Source organism: Nesterenkonia sp. E16_10 (assembly GCF_017347085.1).
GTDB lineage: Bacteria > Actinomycetota > Actinomycetes > Actinomycetales > Micrococcaceae > Nesterenkonia.
In genome coordinates, this window is record NZ_JADPSA010000030.1 from 1 (window position 1) to 15,207 (window position 15,207).

A 15,207-nucleotide genomic window follows, 5' to 3' on the forward strand; every position below is an offset into this window, starting at 1 on the left:
GCAGAAGAACAGGAAGGAGGTGATCAGGTACATGTACCCGATCACCTTGTGATCGGTGGTCGTCAGCCAGCTGACGACGATCTTCCCCTTGGAGCGGGGCACTGTCCGTGGGACGTCCCTGGCCCCATCGGCGGTGTAGTCGAATGTTGTCGCCATGCGTGGATCTCCGCCCGGGTGTCCCTCATGAGTCGCTTCCATCGAAGGTCCCACTCAACGCGAGCCGCGTCTAGGGCACAAGGTCCCGCGAGAATCCGACGCGCGGGGGCACAGACGAAAGGCCCAGCCGGATGACTGGGCCTTTCAGAAGATGAGCCGTTGAGCCCCGGGCACGACGAGCGTGCACAGGGAGGGACCTTGGGATCGGAGGCGCGAGCTCAGGAGAGCGAGAGGAAGAGCTTCTCGAGCTCCGCCACGGTCAGCCCGTCCTCGTCCTCGGCGGCGGCCTCAGGATCGGTGAGGCAGAACTGCATCGCCGAGGAGACCACGCTGAACCCAGCCCGGTCCAGGGCGGTGGACACGGCCGCGAGCTGGGTGACCACGTCGCGGCAGCTCCCGCCGTTCTCCACGGCGTTGATCACCGAGTCCAACTGACCCCGGGCCCGCTTCAGGCGGTTCACGATCTTGCGCTGTGTCTCCGGATCGGCTTCTCTCATGACTCTCTCCCCTGCTTCTCGCACTGATTCAACTCTATGATGCCAGCTGAGGTTCCCGCCGGCGGTACAACATCGTTCCCAGCAGCCCGACGATCACCAGCGCCGCTCCGATGCCGTAGGCCAGCGGCAGCTCCTGGAGGAACACCAGCACACCCATGGCCAGCACCAGGTACCCGAAGGCCTTCTTCAGCGCCTTCTCCGGGACGTACTTGCCGAACGCGGTGCCGATCAAGGCGCCGATCACGGTGATCGCGGTGATGATCAGCACCGGGCCCCAGTCGATGCTCACCGAGGTCAGATACCCGGCGAGCCCGGTGAAGGACTTCATCGAGATGATCAGCAGCGAGGTGCCCACCGCGGCGGGCATCGAAAGCCCGCCCAGCAGCACCAGCGCCGGGACCACCAGGAATCCTCCGCCGGCGCCGACCATGCCGGTCACCACCCCGACCACGAGGCCCTCGAGGATGATCTTGCCCAGGGGCAGCTTCTTCCGCGGCCCGCCGGCGGCCTTGGCCCGGCGGTCCAGGATCATGGCCAGGGCGGTGGCGACCATCATGATCCCGAAGGCCACCATCAGCACCACGCTGGGCAGTCGGCTCCCCAGCAGTCCGCCGCCGAAGGCACCGGCCATGGCCGCGGCACCGAAGATGAATCCGGTCCGCCACTCCACGTTCCCGCGCCTGGCGTGGGCGACCACGCTGACCGCGGAGGTCACCCCGATGATGAACATCGAGGCGGCAATGGCCTCATGCGCGGGGAACCCTGCGACGTAGGTCAGCAGCGGCACCGCCAGGATGGTGCCTCCGCCACCGAGCAGGCCCAGTGAGAGCCCGATCCCTACGGCGAGGATCATCGCCAGAATCAGGCCGGCGCTCATCCCCGCGGCGCCTGGGTCCGGGCGGCCTGGGCTGCCTGGATCGCGGTGGAGCGTGGAATCTCCGCCAGCAGCTTCTCCACGGTCGGATCAGCCTCCACCTTGTTCCACGGCATCTTGTTCAGCGCCGCAGCCATCGCGCAGGAATCGGTCAGCGCGGAGAACGTCAGGCCCGCGCCGATCGCGCCGGCCAGGTAGCCGACCTTCGGGGAGATCAGCTTCCCACCCAGGAACCCGGTGAGCACCAGCGACCCTGCGACCATCCGGACCTGACGGTCCATGGCCCAGCGCTGCTGACCGCGGTGCGTGTGCTGGCTGTGCTGCGCCTCCATGGCGACGACGCCGCCGTCGAGCACCCGCGCGGTGTCCACTCCTGCAGCGCGCAAGTGCTGCAGGGCCTGGTTCGCGCGGTTGCCGGTCTGGCAGATCAGCACGATCTCCCCGGTGAACTGCTCGGCCAGGGTCTCCTTGTTCTTCTGCAGCAGATCCAGCGGAACGTTGTGGGACCCGGGGACCCGCAGCGACTCGTGCTCCGCAGGGGTGCGGACGTCGACGAGCAGCGGAGTGTCCTGTGAGCGGAGCTTCTCGGCGAGTTCGGTGGGGCTCATCGGGGATGCGGCCCCCGTCGTCGTCGTCGGGGTGGTGGTCGTGGTGGTGTTCGCCATAAGGCTGGTGGTTCCTCTCGAGAATTATGGGGTGCTTCGGTCAGACCAGAACAGCTGGTCAGTGCGATGTGTTCCAGTCGGACCAGCCTGCGTAGCTGCCGACGAGCTCACGGACGTCGTGGCCCTGCCGGCGCAGCGCGCTGGCCGCCACGGAGTTCCGGACCCCGGACTGGCAGTACGTGACGATCGGGCCGGAGGCGGGCAGCTGATCCTGGTGCCACAGCACGCGTCCGGCGCTGAGCTGCTTGGAGCCGGGGACGTGGCCCGCGGCATGCTCGGACTTGTTGCGCACATCCAGCAGCAGTGCCGGCTCGAAGTCTTCCAGCTCTGCAGGGGTGATCGTGGCGGGCTGGGTCTGCGGCAGGTCAGCAAGGCTGATCGTGTAGCCCTTGACCGCATCGATGCCGACTCGCATCAGGTGGTTGCGCATGTCCTCGGCCTGATCCTGATCTGCGGCCAGGAGGATCAGCGGCTGCTGCTCCTTCTCCGGGTCGTAGGCCCAGGCGCCGTAGCTGGCGAACTTGCCGCCGGCCGGGATGTTCAGTGCCCCGAGGACGGTGCCCTTCTTGACCTCGTCGTTGGTGCGGGTGTCCACGAAGATCGCCCGGTCCTCCTCCAGGGCGCTGCGCACCTGATCCGAGGTGAAGGCCTGAAGCGGGCTCAGGGGGCCGAGCACTGCGGGGCCTTCCTTGTTCTCGCGCTTCATGCGACCGAAGTAGGCGTGGGCGTCGGGCTGACCGTCGAGCAGCTCGTCGATGAAGCCCTGTTCGTCGTCGTTGGCCAGGTGCTTGGACCACCAGGCGTTGGTGCGCTCGTAGCCGACCGTGGTGGCCGGCAGGGCGCCCAGCGCCTTGCCGCAGGCGCTGCCGGAGCCGTGCCCGGGGTAGACCAGGATGTGGTCGGGCAGGGTGAGGAACTGGTTCTTGAGGCTCGCAAAGAGCTGCTTGGCTCCCTCGAAGCGGGTGTCCACTCCCCCGGCTGCCTCATCGAGCAGGTCGGGACGGCCGAGATCTCCGGCGAAGACGAAGTCTCCGGAGATCATGTAGCCCGGGTCCTCGCTGAAGGCGCCGTCGGTCACCAGGTACACCAGGTGCTCCGGGGTGTGACCGGGAGTGTGGCGCGCCTCCACACGGATGTTGCCCAGGGTGATCACGTCGCCGTGGGCCAGCCGGGTGGCGTCGAAGCCGTACTGCCAGTCCTCCCCGCCCTCGCCGGAGACATAGGCCTCGGCGTTCGCGGCGGCCGCGAGCTCGCGGGTGCCGGAGAGGTAGTCGGCGTGGATGTGAGTCTCGGCCACGGCGGTGATGCGCATGCCGTGGCGGGCGGCGAGCTCGAGGTACTCGCTGATGTCGCGGCGAGCGTCGATCACGATCGCCTCGCCCTTGGACTGGCAGCCGATGAAGTAGCTGGCCTGTGCCAGGTCCTCGTCGTAGATCCGTTCCAGAAGCATGAGATCCCTTCCTGTGAAAGTCAATGGATACCCCGGGGGGTATGTACCCACTCTGACACATACCCCCAGGGGTATACAAATCTGCGAAAGTCAGGACTCTGGCGGGCTGGTCCGATGCGCCGCATCTGCGGCCGAAGGTGCGGACGTCTGCGCGGACTTCTGGGCGGGCGTCTGGGCAGGCGTCTGGGTGAACTTCTGGGCGGTCGCATGTGATCTGAGAGACGAAGTTCACACGGCGGAAACATGAGCCGGTACGCTGGTGACCTGCCCTCCTCCGGGACCGCCGAATCGGCGGCCTGCGCGCGGACGCAGCAATCTTGTGTATCTACCTGATCCCAGCCACAGCCCACGGGCACGACGCCGGGGTCAAGGCGGCACTGAGCACGCCAGAGCCGACACCGGAGGACCCCCACATGCCCGCGAAGAAGCACGACGCCGAGCGGCCGCACGCCGCCCTGACCGACGACCCGCTTGAGAGCCCCTCCGCGGCAGGCTCACCGGAGGCGAAGATCCCAGCGGAAGGTCCCCAGGGTCCCGCGCCGGCCCGCAAGACGGCCTCCAGCTTCCCCGGCGCCGACCCGCAGCCGACGCTGCGCGGCGCCGTCGGCCCCGCCTACTTCCCGGTGGCCCTGCTGGCCCGCTTCCCCTACGCGATGATGGTGGTCGGGGTGCTCACCCTGGTGGTGGCCGCCCGGGACTCGATCAGCCTGGGCGGACTGACCTCAGCCATGGTGGGGCTGGGCACCGCGATCTTCGGTCCGCTGATCGGGGCCGCGGCAGACCGCTGGGGGCAGCGCCGGGTGTTGCTGATCGCCGGAGCCGCCAGCAGCCTTTCGCTGCTTGCCATGGCCTGGGTGGTCTATAGCCCCCTGGGCACCTGGGCCGTGCTGATCTCGGCCTTCCTGGTGGGCGCCACCGCTCCCCAGGTCCCGCCGATGTCGCGCAGCCGCCTGGTGGGCGTGATCTTCCGCGAGCTGCCACCGGCGCGGCAGCAGAAGACGATGAACTCGACCATGGCGTATGAGTCCGCGGCCGATGAGATCACCTTCGTCTTCGGACCGGTCATCGTCGGTCTGCTCGCGGCGACCCTGGGTGGGGCGGCCCCGATGATCGGCGCCGCGATCCTGACCCTGTGCTTCCTGATCACCTTCGCGCTGCACCGCACCGCCGAGGCGGTGCCCAAGAACGCCGCCACCCACCAGGAGCCCGCGCCGGTGGCGGCCCTGTTCGCGCCGCGGCTGCTGGTGCTGATGTGCGGCGCCCTGGGCATCGGGCTGATCTTCGGCTCCACGCTGACCACGCTGACCTCCTTCATGGCAGACCTCGGCTACGCCGAACGCGCCGGACTGGTCTATGGCGCCATGGGCATCGGCTCGGCGGTCTTCGCCCTCGCCGCCGCCCTGTTCCCGGCCAGCTTCAGCCTTCAGGCGCGCTGGCTGAGCTTCGGCGGGGTGCTGCTGCTGGGCACCATCGGGCTGCAGTTCGCCTCCGCCCTGCCGGTGCTGCTGCTGGTGCTGCTGGTGATGGGGGTCGGCATCGGCCCGACCCTGGTGACCCAGTTCAGCCTGGTGGCCGAGCGCAGTCCGCGCGGTCGCTCCACCACGGTGATGTCCCTGCTGACCACGGCGATCGTGATCGGGCAGTCCTCGTCCTCGGCGGTCACCGGCTACCTGGCTGAGAGCTTCGGCACCCAGACCGCCGCCCTGGTCCCGCTGGTCGCAGCGTTGCTGATCATCCTGGCCGCAGTGGGCAACGCGCTGGGCGTGAGCAACGCGCGGGACTACTCGGGAGACTACTCAGACCACTGACCCTCCGCGGGGGCAGCACCAGCGGCCTCTCGGCGCGACGCTCCACTCCCGGAGCACCGTGCCGTCATCGATTGTGCAATCTGTGCAGGTCTCCCCGCGGAAACCTGCCGAAATGGCGGTCGAATTGCACTATGGATGCGCCTGAGCCGGACCGGCAGGCGCGGGCAGAGGACCCGGGCCAGGTGTGCGCCGATGGGCCGCCACATCGCTCATCCATTGTGCAATTTGAGGGCGTTTGAGGCGCTTTCGAGGCCCGAAAGTCCCTCAGATCGCCCACTCGATGCGAGGGCCGGCTGCCACGGCAGTACCAAGCCGCAGGGGGCCTTCGAAAAGGCCGGGCACGCGCAAAAACGGCCGGTGAGGCCCCTTTGAAAAGGGAACCTCACCGGCCGTCCTAGGTGGCTCAGCTTCTCAGCTGGAACCGATCAGCAGAAACTGATCACGCGTCGTCGTTGCCCGACTCCGAGGAGCCGTCACCTTCGACGACGGGGGCCAGGCTGAGCTTTCCGCGGTCATCGACCTTGGAGATCTCGACCTGGATGCGCTGGCCGACGCTGACCACGTCTTCGACGTCGTCCACGCGCTTGCCCTCGTTGAGCTTGCGCAGCTCGGAGATGTGCAGCAGGCCGTCCTTGCCCGGGGTCAGCGAGATGAACGCGCCGAACGTGGTCAGCTTGACCACGGTGCCCAGGTACCGCTCGCCGATCTCGGGGACCTGCGGGTTGGCGATCGCGTTGACCGCGGCGCGGGCCGCCTCAGCAGCTTCGCCGTTGGTCGCGCCGATCAGCACGGTGCCGTCATCCTCGATCGAGATGTCGGTGCCGGTGTCCTCCTGGATCTGGTTGATCATCTTGCCCTTCGGGCCGATGACCTCGCCGATCTTGTCCACGGGGACCATCACCGAGATGATGCGCGGTGCGAACTCGGACATCTCATCCGGGGTGTCGATGGCGGCGGCCATGACGCTCAGGATGTGCAGGCGAGCCTCGCGGGCCTGCTTCAGCGCTGCGGAGAGCACCGAGGCCGGGATTCCGTCGAGCTTGGTGTCCAGCTGGATGGCTGTGACGAACTCGGAGGTGCCGGCGACCTTGAAGTCCATGTCGCCGAAGGCATCTTCGGCGCCGAGGATGTCGGTCAGGGCGGCGTAGCGGGTCTCACCGTCGACCTGGTCGGAGACCAGGCCCATGGCGATGCCTGCCACCGGAGCCTTCAGCGGCACACCGGCGTTGAGCATGGACAGCGTCGAGGCGCAGACCGAACCCATCGAGGTGGAGCCGTTGGAGCCCAGGGCCTCAGAGACCTGGCGGATCGCGTAGGGGAACTCCTCGCGGGAGGGCAGCACCGGGGTGATGGCGCGCTCTGCGAGGGCACCATGTCCGATTTCGCGGCGCTTGGGCGAACCCACGCGGCCGGTCTCACCGACCGAGTACGGCGGGAAGTTGTAGTTGTGCATGTAGCGCTTGGTCTTCACCGGCGACAGCGAGTCGATGTTCTGCTCGAGCTTGAGCATGTTCAGCGTGGTGACACCCATGATCTGGGTCTCGCCGCGCTCGAAGATGGCCGAGCCGTGTACGCGGGGAAGGACCTCGACCTCGGCGGTGAGCTGACGGATGTCCGTCAGACCGCGGCCGTCGATGCGGACCTGGTCGCGCAGGATGCGCTGGCGGATGACCTGCTTGGTCACCGCGCCGATGGCCTTGGCGACTTCGCCGCCGCGGCCCTCGAACGTCTTGCCCTCGCCGGCGAGCTCCTCGCGGACCTCGGCCTTCAGCTCGGCGTCGGCAGTGTCGCGCTCCTGCTTGTCAGCGATCTGGTAGATGCTGCTCAGACGCTCGGAAGCCGAAGACTCCACCGCTGCCAGCACGTCATCCTCGTAGTCCACGAAGGTCGGGATGTCGATGGCGGGCTTGGCGGCGCGTGCTGCCAGGTCTGCCTGCGCGTCGCAGAGGACCTTGATGAACGGCTTGGCGGCCTCCAGGCCCTCGGCCACGATGTCCTCGGTCGGGGCGGTGCGGCCCTGCTCCTTGATGAGCTTCCAGGAGTCATCGGTGGCTTCGGCCTCGACCATCAGCACGGCGATGTCGTCGCCCACGACGCGGCCGGCGACGACCATGTTGAACACGGCGTCCTTGAGCTGCGAGTGCTTCGGGAAGGCGACCCACTGGGCGCCGGAGCCGTTGTCGATGAGCGCCACGCGCACTGCACCGATCGGGCCGGAGAACGGCAGACCGGAGAGCTGGGTGGACATCGAGGCGCCGTTGATGGCGACCACGTCGTAGAGGTCATCCGGGTTGATCGAGAGCACGGTCTCCACGACCTGGACCTCGTTGCGGATGCCCTTCTTGAACGCGGGGCGCAGCGGGCGGTCGATCAGGCGGCAGGCCAGGATCGCGTCGGTGGAGGGGCGACCCTCGCGACGGAAGAAGCTGCCGGGGATGCGACCTGCGGCGTACATGCGCTCTTCGACGTCGACCGTCAGCGGGAAGAAGTCGAAGCCCTCACGGGGAGACTTGCCCACCGTGGTGGCCGAGAGCAGCGTGGTGTCTTCGTCCATGGTGACCAGGACGGAACCGGCGGCCTGCTTGGCGAGGCGGCCGGTCTCGAAGGAAATCGTGCGTGTACCGAATGATCCGTTGTCGATCACGGCTTCGGTGTAGTGAATCTCGGGACCCTGCATTACAGGTGTCTCCTCTCAGTTGCGTGCATTACTGGCGAGCCAGTGAGAGGAAAGGATCTGCGTACATATGGTCGGTCATCGATCGAAGCCCACGGGCCTGGCACGTCTCGTGCCTCCCGGAGGCTACTACCGAGGACCGGAACATATGAGTTCGATCCCTCTCACTGGCGGGTGCGCCACCCACTATCCTCGCATACAAAGCAGGCGGCTCCTACGGCCGTGAAGACCGTGTGAGGAGCCGCCTGTTTCGTTGCTTGGGTATCAGCGTTTGACGCTGAAGCTCATCGGCGAATACCGAGACGCTTGATCAGCGAACGGTAGCGCTCGACGTCCGTAGCAGCAAGGTACTTCAGCAGACGACGACGGCGACCCACCAGGATCATCAGACCACGACGGGTGTGGTGATCATGCTTGTGCACCTTCAGGTGCTCGGTGAGGTCGGAGATCCGACGCGTCAGAACCGCAACCTGAACCTCGGGTGAACCAGTGTCACCCTCGGAAGTTGCGTACTCCTTGATGATCTCCTGTTTGACAACGGGATCTAAAGCCATGGAAGAGCTCCTTCATTGTTGTACCGCGAACAGGACCGGGCTTTGCCCCAGAAGGGGCCAGGGACCAGTGTCAGCCACCGCGGACTGCAGCATGACGATGTCGCCGAAGCGACCTTTCTACGATACAGGAGCCCCTGGCACACGTGAAACGCTGGTGTGCAGCACGCTGAGATACGGCAGCGCCACCGGCTCCCCCGGGGTCAGGGCGAGGTGCTCGTCCAGGTACCAGTCCAGGTTGGCCCGGCGCCGGGCCCGTGCGGGCTCGTCGGCGGAGAGCCAGGAGCTCAGCGTGGTCCCGAGCTCGCGGATCTGCTCCGGGGTGATCCCCCGCTCCCACCGGGTCAGCGTGGTCTCCCAGGCGCTGAACCGGGCGGGGTCCACCGGCGGGGTCCAGCCGGGCCGGTAGACGTCCCCGGCGCGCATGATCCGGGTCAGCCGGTGCACCCAGGCCACCGAGGTGTCCAGGTAGTTCGCCAGCACGGCGAGCACCCCCTGCGGGCGCAGGATCCGGCGCACCTCGTCTTGGACGAGCTCATCATCGAACCAGTGCCAGGCCTGGGCGGCGACGACGACGTCGCAGCTCGCCTCGCCGAGCCCGGTCGCCTCCGCCGTGCTCAGGTGGACCTGCAGCCGGGAGTGCTGATGGCCGGGCTCGTGGTCCTGCTGCTGATCGGCGCTGCGGGCGCGCAGCACCTCGGTCATCGCCGCTGAGGGTTCCACCGCATGCACCCGCGCTCCGCGGTCCAGCAGCTCCCGGGTGAGGATCCCGGTGCCGGCTCCGAGCTCGGCGATCACCGGCTCCCCGCGGGCACCGGAGCGCCCCGCCGTCTCCAGCAGCTGATCCAGCAGCGTCTGCGGATAGCGGGGGCGCAGCGCGTCGTAGCGCCAGGCCTCCTGCAGCGAGGTGTCATCGGCGAAGGCGGCGCCGAGCCGGCGGCGGCGCTCCGGGTCGGTGATCAGCGCCTGCTGGGCGGGTCGGGGCTTGGGGCGTGAGGGCACCGGCGGAACCCGGCGCTATTCGGCGCGGACCCGGGCGAGGACCTCGCGGGTCTGCTCCACGTCCTGGTACATCTGTTCCACCAGCTTGGCCACACCCTCGTAGGCGACCATTCCGCGCAGCCGTTCGACGAATTCCACCCGCACGTGCTGGCCGTAGAGGTCGAAGTCCTCCACCGCCTCGGTGGGACGGTCGATCACGTGGGACTCCACCACGCGTTCCACGCCATGGAACGTGGGATTCGAACCCACGGAGATCGCGGCGGGCCAGCGGGCGCCGGCCGCGTCGACCAGCCAGCCGGCGTAGACGCCGTCGGCGGGGATCATGCCCTCGGAGTCACGGCCCAGGTTCGCGGTCGGGAAGCCCAGGTCACGTCCACGGGCGGCCCCGTGGACCACCTCGCCCAGCACCGCGTGGGGTCGGCCGAGCACCTCGGCGGCGGCCGCGACGTCCCCGGCGTCCAGGGCCTCACGCACCCAGGTCGAGGAGCAGCGGCGTTCGGTCTCTGCCACGGAATGCCCGGTCAGCGCGAAGTCGTCCACGCCGAGCACCGCGAAGCCGTAGCGTCGGCCGAGCTCGACCATGGTCTCGAAGTTCCCGGAGTTTCCGCGGCCGAAGCGCACGTCGTGGCCGATGACCACCACGGCGGCGTTCAGCGTGTCCACGAAGTAGGTCTTCACGAACTCCTCGGGCGTCAGTCCGGCGAGGTCGAGGTTGTAGTGCAGCACCAGCAGCGCATCGATGCCGGTCTCGGCCAGGCGCTGGAGCTTCTCCGCAGTGCCGGTGAGCATCACCGGGGACTCCTCCGGGCGATGGACCTGCAGCGGGTGCGGGTCGAAGGTGATCGCCACCGCCTGGGGTGTCGCCTGCTCGCCGGGCTCGGCCTGCTCGTGGGCGGCGGCGACCAGGCGGGTGAGGACCTCCTGGTGGCCCAGGTGGACGCCGTCGAAGTTGCCGATGGTCACTGCGGTGGGTCCGAGCCCGCGGGGGACTTCTTCAAGACCATTCCAGAACTGCACGTCAGTCAGTTTATCGCTCATCGCCGGGCACGCTGCGCGGCACCCCGTGCGGCCTCGGTGCCGGGCCGGTGCCGCAGCAGCCAGAACAGGCCGATGAACGGCAGAACCAGGGGCACGAACCCGTAGCCCTCGCCGAAGTGCGACCACACGGTGGCCTCGTTGAACAGCTCGGGATCCAGGTAGGTCCAGAGGCCGACGGCGAGCACGCCGGTGAGCTCCACCAGCACCGCGATCAGCGCCACCAGCCAGGCGCGGGGCCCGATCTTGGCCAGGGCCACGGTGGCGACGATGTAGACGGCCGCGGCGAAGGCGCTGAGCGAGTAGGACACCGGGGAGGCGTCGAAGTCGGTGAGGATCTGGTACAGCGCCCGGGCGAAGGAGGAGACGGCGAAGATGCCGTAGGCGGTGATGATCAGCATCCCGACCCCGCGGTTGCGCGGGGTCGGTGAGGCGTGGCTCGGCTCGTCCTGCGGCGATTCGTTCATAGCGCGCTTCCCCACCAGATCTCCTCCAAGCGGTAGACCATCACGAAGACGACGAGCCCGACGAAGCTCATCACCAGGTTGGACCAGCGGGTCTTGTCGATCATGGCCCAGATGAACACTCCGATCGGCAACAGGAGTGCAGTGAGAATATAACCCCAGAACTCCCAGGCCTCGCCGGCCACCGAGGCGCCGCCGAGCTGCCGGATACCCGCGTAGATGCCGTAGGCGATCAGGTAGAGCTCGATCGCGGCCAGCGAGATGATCGAGGAATCCGCGGGGTGATCCCGGACGGCGGTCATCACCCAGCAGATCAGCACGGAGAGCCCACAGACGAGGGCGCCTATGAGGAACATCACCGTCATCCAGCGACTCCGTTGGTGATCAGGAAGACCAGTTCGGGCTTGGCCTGGTAGTCGGTGGATCCGGAGTCTGCGGCCTGGGCGGCGTCCGGGGAGGCCGAGGCGCCCTTCTTGGCGGGCACGTCGGCCAGCAGCGCGACGAGCGTCCCGTCGGGGGCGAAGGCGGCGGTGAGCTGCGGGTCCTCACCGGTGCCGGAAGCGGTGATCCGCCGGCCGTAGCCGAGGTTCTCCACCTCTTGGAGCGTGAGCTGACGTTTCGGGAAGAGCTGCTCGGCGGCCTCGGCCAGGCCGATATAGCCGAAGTCCTCCCCCAGCTGGTCCAGGGTCAGGGTCTGGTCGATGCTGTAGGAGCCCACCGCGGTGCGTCGCAGTGCGGTGAGGTGACCGCCGACGCCGAGCGCCTCGCCCAGGTCGCGGGCCAGGGCGCGCACGTAGGTGCCGGAGGAGACCCGAACCTCGACGTCGACGTCGACCAGCTTGCCGCCGTCGATCCGCCGGACGTCGAAGACCTCAAAGTGGTGCACCGTGACGCTGCGCGACTTCAGCGCGACCTCCTCGCCGGCGCGGACCCGGGCATGGGCGCGCTGGCCCTCCACCTTGATCGCCGAGACCGTGGCGGGGACCTGTTGGATCGCGCCGGTGAGCTTCGCGACCTCGGCCATGATGTCGGCCGGGGTCACCGCATTGGCGAACCTGCTCTGCAGGACCTCTCCCTCGGCGTCGTCGGTGGAGGTGGACTGGCCCAGCCGTACGGTGGCGGTGTAGGTCTTGTCGACCCCCACGATATGGGTCAGCAGCCTGGTGGCGCGGTTGATCCCGACCACCAGGACCCCGGTGGCCATCGGGTCCAGGGTCCCGGCGTGGCCCACCTTGCGGGTCCCGGCGAGCTTGCGGATCCGACCGACCACGTCATGGCTGGTCAGGCCGGCCGGCTTGTCCACCAGGACAAGTCCGGAGCCGACCTCCAGCTCTTCAGGCTTCTGCTTCTTCCCCATGGGTGTTCCGCCTCAGCTTCCGTGCGCTCAGCGATCCGCGGAGCTGGACCGGCCGGCGTCCTCAGAGGCGGTGCCGGCGGCGTCATCCTCGGATGCGGTGCCGGCGGCGTCCTCGGATGCTGCGGGCTCCTCCTCGACCTGCCAGCGGTAGGGCTTCTCCTCCGAGGCGGGCTGGGCGTCCTTGCGCAGGGCTGCGACCTGTTCGTCCTGTTCCCGGGCCTTGCGCAGCAGGTCCTCCATGTGCGCGGCAGACTCTGGGATCTCGTCGGCGACGAACTCCAGGGTCGGGGTCAGCCGGATGTTCAGCTGCCGGCCGAGCTCATAGCGCAGCGTGCCCTGGTTCGCGGCCAGGACCGCTTCGGCCCCGGCTCGGGACTCCTCGTCGGAGGCCATGACGGTGTAGTACACCGTGGAGTGCTGGAGATCGTTGGTCACTCGGGCGTCGGTGACCGTGATCAGCTCTGCGCGCTCATCCTTGACCCGGCGACGCAGCGCCTCGGCCACGATCACTTTGATGCGCTGCGCCAATCGTGCGGCGCGTGCTGGATCTGCCATGATGCGCTCCTTTCAAAAAACTTCTGGGTCCCGGGCCCGGTCTCGCGCTGCGGCGCCACCGGGTGGGTATGGTCTGCGGACGACTCCGGGGACCCCGCCTGTGGCAGGGTCCCCGGAGCGCTCACCGGTAGAACCGGCGGGCCTGATCAGGAGCGCGGGATCTCGCGCATCTCCCAGGTCTCGATGCTGTCACCTTCGCGGATGTCGTTGAAGGATCCGAGGCCGATGCCGCACTCGAAGCCGTCGCGGACCTCGGTGGCGTCGTCCTTGAACCGCTTGAGCGACTCGATGGTGAGGTTCTCTGCCACCACGTTGCCGTCGCGCACCAGGCGCGCCTTGGCGTTGCGGCGGATGAGCCCGGAGCGGACGATCGAACCGGCGATGCTGCCGAACTTCGAGGAACGGAAGACCTCGCGGACCTCCGCGGTGCCCAGTGAAGCCTCTTCGTACTCGGGCTTCAGCATGCCCTTCAGGGCTGCCTCGATGTCGTCGATCGCCGCGTAGATGACCGAGTAGAAGCGCATGTCCACGCCTTCACGCTCGGCGAGATCGTTGACCCGCTCCGCAGGACGGACGTTGAAGCCGATGATCACTGCGTTGTCCACAGTGGCCAGGTTCACGTCGTTCTGCGTGATCGCGCCGACGCCGCGGTGGATGACGCGCAGCTGCACATCGGCACCCACATCGATCTTGAGCAGCGCATCTTCCAGGGCCTCCACGGCACCGGAGACGTCGCCCTTGAGGATGAGGTTGAGCGTGTCGATCTTGCCGTCGGCCACAGCCTGGTCGAAATCTTCCAGGCTGATCCGCTTGCGGCGCTTGGCCAGCTGAGCGTTGCGCTCCACCGCCTCACGCTTCTCAGCGATCTGGCGAGCGGTGCGGTCATCGGAGGTGGACAGGAAGGTGTCACCGGCGCGAGGCACCGAAGACAGACCCAGGACCTGCACCGGCCGCGAGGGCACGGCCTCCTTGACGGTCTCGCCGTGCTCGTCGAACATGGCGCGGACTCGTCCGTGGGCGGTGCCGGCGACCATGTTGTCACCGACCCGCAGCGTGCCCGACTGGACCAGCACAGTGGCCACGGCGCCGCGACCCTTGTCCAGGTTCGCTTCGATGGCCACACCGCGAGCTGCCTTGTTCGGGTTCGCGGTGAGCTCCAGGGCTGCGTCTGCGGTGAGCAGCACGGCCTCGAGGAGCTCGTCGATGTGCAGGTGCTTCAGCGCGGAGACGTTGACGAACATGGTGTCGCCGCCGTACTCCTCGGGAACCAGGCCGTATTCGGCCAGCTGACCGCGGACCTTGTCCGGCGAGGCGCCTTCCTTGTCCATCTTGTTGACCGCGACCACGACCGGCACGTCAGCGGCCTTCGCGTGGTTCAGCGCTTCGATGGTCTGGGGCATGACGCCGTCATCGGCGGCCACGACCAGCACAGCAATGTCGGTGACCTTCGCACCACGGGCACGCATGGCGGTGAACGCCTCGTGACCGGGAGTATCGATGAAGGTCAGGCCGCGCTCGACGCCCTCGTGCTCGACGTGGACCTGGTAGGCACCGATGTGCTGGGTGATGCCGCCGGCTTCGCCTTCGGTCACCTTCGCGCTTCGGATGGAGTCCAGGAGTCGGGTCTTGCCGTGGTCGACGTGACCCATGACGGTCACGACGGCGGCACGAGCGAACAGCTCCTCGGAGCTCTCGGCCGCCAGCTCGTCTTCGATGTTGATGTCGAAGGTCTCGAGCAGCTCGCGATCCTCGTCCTCCGGGGAGACGATCTGGACCGGGTAGCCCAGCTCCTCGCCCAGCAGGTGGAAGGTCTCTTCGTCGAGGGACTGGTTGGCGGTGGCCATCTCTCCGAGCTTCATCAGCACGGTGACCATCGCTGCCGGCTCGGCATTGATCTTCTCGGCGAAGTCACCCAGCGAGGAGCCGCGACGCAGCCGCACGGTGGTGGTGCCGTCTCCCTTGGGAACGCGCACACCGCCGATCTCGCGAGACTGACGCTGCTCCATCTCCTGACGCTTTGCGCGCTTGGACTTGCGCGCCTTGGCCTTGGAGCCGCCGCGACCGAAGGCACCGGCCGCGCCGCCGCGGCGCGGACCGCCGCCGCGACCGCCGCGTGGCG

The 15,207-nt window shown here is 67.9% G+C and carries 14 protein-coding genes; 1 reads left to right on the plus strand and 13 read right to left on the minus strand.

All coding sequences use genetic code 11. From position 1 onward, the window contains the following. Nucleotides 1–374 precede the first annotated feature (374 nt). The 4 genes from I2487_RS11120 to I2487_RS11135 are packed head-to-tail and all read right to left on the minus strand — an operon-like array spanning nt 375 to nt 3,642. Nucleotides 375–653 carry a metal-sensitive transcriptional regulator gene (locus I2487_RS11120; protein WP_207170805.1) on the minus strand — a complete coding sequence of 93 codons (279 nt, stop codon included), beginning with the start codon at nt 651–653 and terminating at the stop codon, nt 375–377. A gap of 34 nt (nt 654–687) precedes the next feature. Then, nucleotides 688–1,530 carry a sulfite exporter TauE/SafE family protein gene (locus I2487_RS11125; protein WP_207170804.1) on the minus strand — a complete coding sequence of 281 codons (843 nt, stop codon included), beginning with the start codon at nt 1,528–1,530 and terminating at the stop codon, nt 688–690. After that, nucleotides 1,527–2,192: a rhodanese-like domain-containing protein gene (locus I2487_RS11130; RefSeq protein WP_255546271.1), complete on the minus strand. Its 666-nt coding sequence runs from the start codon at nt 2,190–2,192 to the stop codon at nt 1,527–1,529. The genes I2487_RS11125 and I2487_RS11130 overlap by 4 nt, the downstream gene beginning before the upstream one ends. A gap of 58 nt (nt 2,193–2,250) precedes the next feature. Further along, nucleotides 2,251–3,642, minus strand: a complete 1,392-nt coding sequence (locus I2487_RS11135) for an MBL fold metallo-hydrolase (RefSeq protein ID WP_207170803.1) — start codon at nt 3,640–3,642, stop codon at nt 2,251–2,253. Between the two features lie 413 nt (nt 3,643–4,055). Here I2487_RS11135 and I2487_RS11140 point away from each other — a divergent pair, with 413 nt between their 5' ends. Continuing rightward, on the plus strand, nt 4,056–5,450 hold the full coding sequence (locus tag I2487_RS11140) for an MFS transporter (protein ID WP_207170802.1): 1,395 nt from the start codon (nt 4,056–4,058) through the stop codon (nt 5,448–5,450). 439 nt (nt 5,451–5,889) lie between these two features. On the opposite strand, the gene I2487_RS11145 is transcribed toward I2487_RS11140, so the two are convergent. From I2487_RS11145 to infB, 9 genes are all read right to left on the minus strand, one after another. Next, a complete protein-coding gene (locus I2487_RS11145) occupies nt 5,890–8,127 on the minus strand; it encodes a polyribonucleotide nucleotidyltransferase (RefSeq protein ID WP_207170801.1) in 2,238 nt (745 codons plus the stop codon). Nucleotides 8,128–8,408: 281 nt separating this feature from the next. Beyond that, nucleotides 8,409–8,678, minus strand: a complete 270-nt coding sequence (rpsO, locus tag I2487_RS11150; RefSeq protein ID WP_207170800.1) for a 30S ribosomal protein S15 — start codon at nt 8,676–8,678, stop codon at nt 8,409–8,411. A 117-nt stretch (nt 8,679–8,795) separates the two neighbouring features. Continuing rightward, on the minus strand, nt 8,796–9,677 hold the full coding sequence (locus tag I2487_RS11155; RefSeq protein WP_207170799.1) for a methyltransferase domain-containing protein: 882 nt from the start codon (nt 9,675–9,677) through the stop codon (nt 8,796–8,798). Nucleotides 9,678–9,692: 15 nt separating this feature from the next. Beyond that, nucleotides 9,693–10,715: a bifunctional riboflavin kinase/FAD synthetase gene (locus I2487_RS11160; protein WP_207170798.1), complete on the minus strand. Its 1,023-nt coding sequence runs from the start codon at nt 10,713–10,715 to the stop codon at nt 9,693–9,695. After that, nucleotides 10,712–11,179, minus strand: a complete 468-nt coding sequence (locus I2487_RS11165; RefSeq protein ID WP_207170797.1) for a hypothetical protein — start codon at nt 11,177–11,179, stop codon at nt 10,712–10,714. The genes I2487_RS11160 and I2487_RS11165 overlap by 4 nt, the downstream gene beginning before the upstream one ends. Beyond that, nucleotides 11,176–11,541 (minus strand): hypothetical protein, encoded by a 366-nt coding sequence (locus tag I2487_RS11170; protein ID WP_207170796.1) that lies wholly within the window; start codon nt 11,539–11,541, stop codon nt 11,176–11,178. Before I2487_RS11170 ends, I2487_RS11165 begins: the two co-directional genes overlap by 4 nt. After that, nucleotides 11,538–12,533, minus strand: a complete 996-nt coding sequence (gene truB / locus I2487_RS11175; RefSeq protein ID WP_207170795.1) for a tRNA pseudouridine(55) synthase TruB — start codon at nt 12,531–12,533, stop codon at nt 11,538–11,540. Before truB ends, I2487_RS11170 begins: the two co-directional genes overlap by 4 nt. Nucleotides 12,534–12,560: 27 nt before the next feature. Next, complete coding sequence (gene rbfA / locus I2487_RS11180) at nt 12,561–13,088, minus strand: 30S ribosome-binding factor RbfA (protein ID WP_207170794.1); 528 nt, start codon at nt 13,086–13,088, stop codon at nt 12,561–12,563. Between the two features lie 146 nt (nt 13,089–13,234). Beyond that, nucleotides 13,235–15,207 (minus strand): translation initiation factor IF-2 (gene infB / locus I2487_RS11185; protein WP_207173049.1); only part of this gene is annotated, 1,973 nt, incomplete at its 5' end.

Bases quoted from the DNA above. Each gene is read 5' to 3' on its own strand.
- I2487_RS11170 (WP_207170796.1), bottom strand. From the start codon at position 11,541: ATGACGGTGATGTTCCTCATAGGCGCCCTCGTCTGTGGGCTCTCCGTG.
- I2487_RS11130 (WP_255546271.1), bottom strand. From the start codon at position 2,192: ATGGCGAACACCACCACGACCACCACCCCGACGACGACGACGGGGGCC.
- I2487_RS11135 (WP_207170803.1), bottom strand. From the start codon at position 3,642: ATGCTTCTGGAACGGATCTACGACGAGGACCTGGCACAGGCCAGCTAC.
- I2487_RS11165 (WP_207170797.1), bottom strand. From the start codon at position 11,179: ATGAACGAATCGCCGCAGGACGAGCCGAGCCACGCCTCACCGACCCCG.
- I2487_RS11145 (WP_207170801.1), bottom strand. From the start codon at position 8,127: ATGCAGGGTCCCGAGATTCACTACACCGAAGCCGTGATCGACAACGGA.
- I2487_RS11160 (WP_207170798.1), bottom strand. From the start codon at position 10,715: ATGAGCGATAAACTGACTGACGTGCAGTTCTGGAATGGTCTTGAAGAA.
- I2487_RS11140 (WP_207170802.1), top strand. From the start codon at position 4,056: ATGCCCGCGAAGAAGCACGACGCCGAGCGGCCGCACGCCGCCCTGACC.
- rbfA (WP_207170794.1), bottom strand. From the start codon at position 13,088: ATGGCAGATCCAGCACGCGCCGCACGATTGGCGCAGCGCATCAAAGTG.
- rpsO (WP_207170800.1), bottom strand. From the start codon at position 8,678: ATGGCTTTAGATCCCGTTGTCAAACAGGAGATCATCAAGGAGTACGCA.
- I2487_RS11125 (WP_207170804.1), bottom strand. From the start codon at position 1,530: ATGAGCGCCGGCCTGATTCTGGCGATGATCCTCGCCGTAGGGATCGGG.
- truB (WP_207170795.1), bottom strand. From the start codon at position 12,533: ATGGGGAAGAAGCAGAAGCCTGAAGAGCTGGAGGTCGGCTCCGGACTT.
- I2487_RS11120 (WP_207170805.1), bottom strand. From the start codon at position 653: ATGAGAGAAGCCGATCCGGAGACACAGCGCAAGATCGTGAACCGCCTG.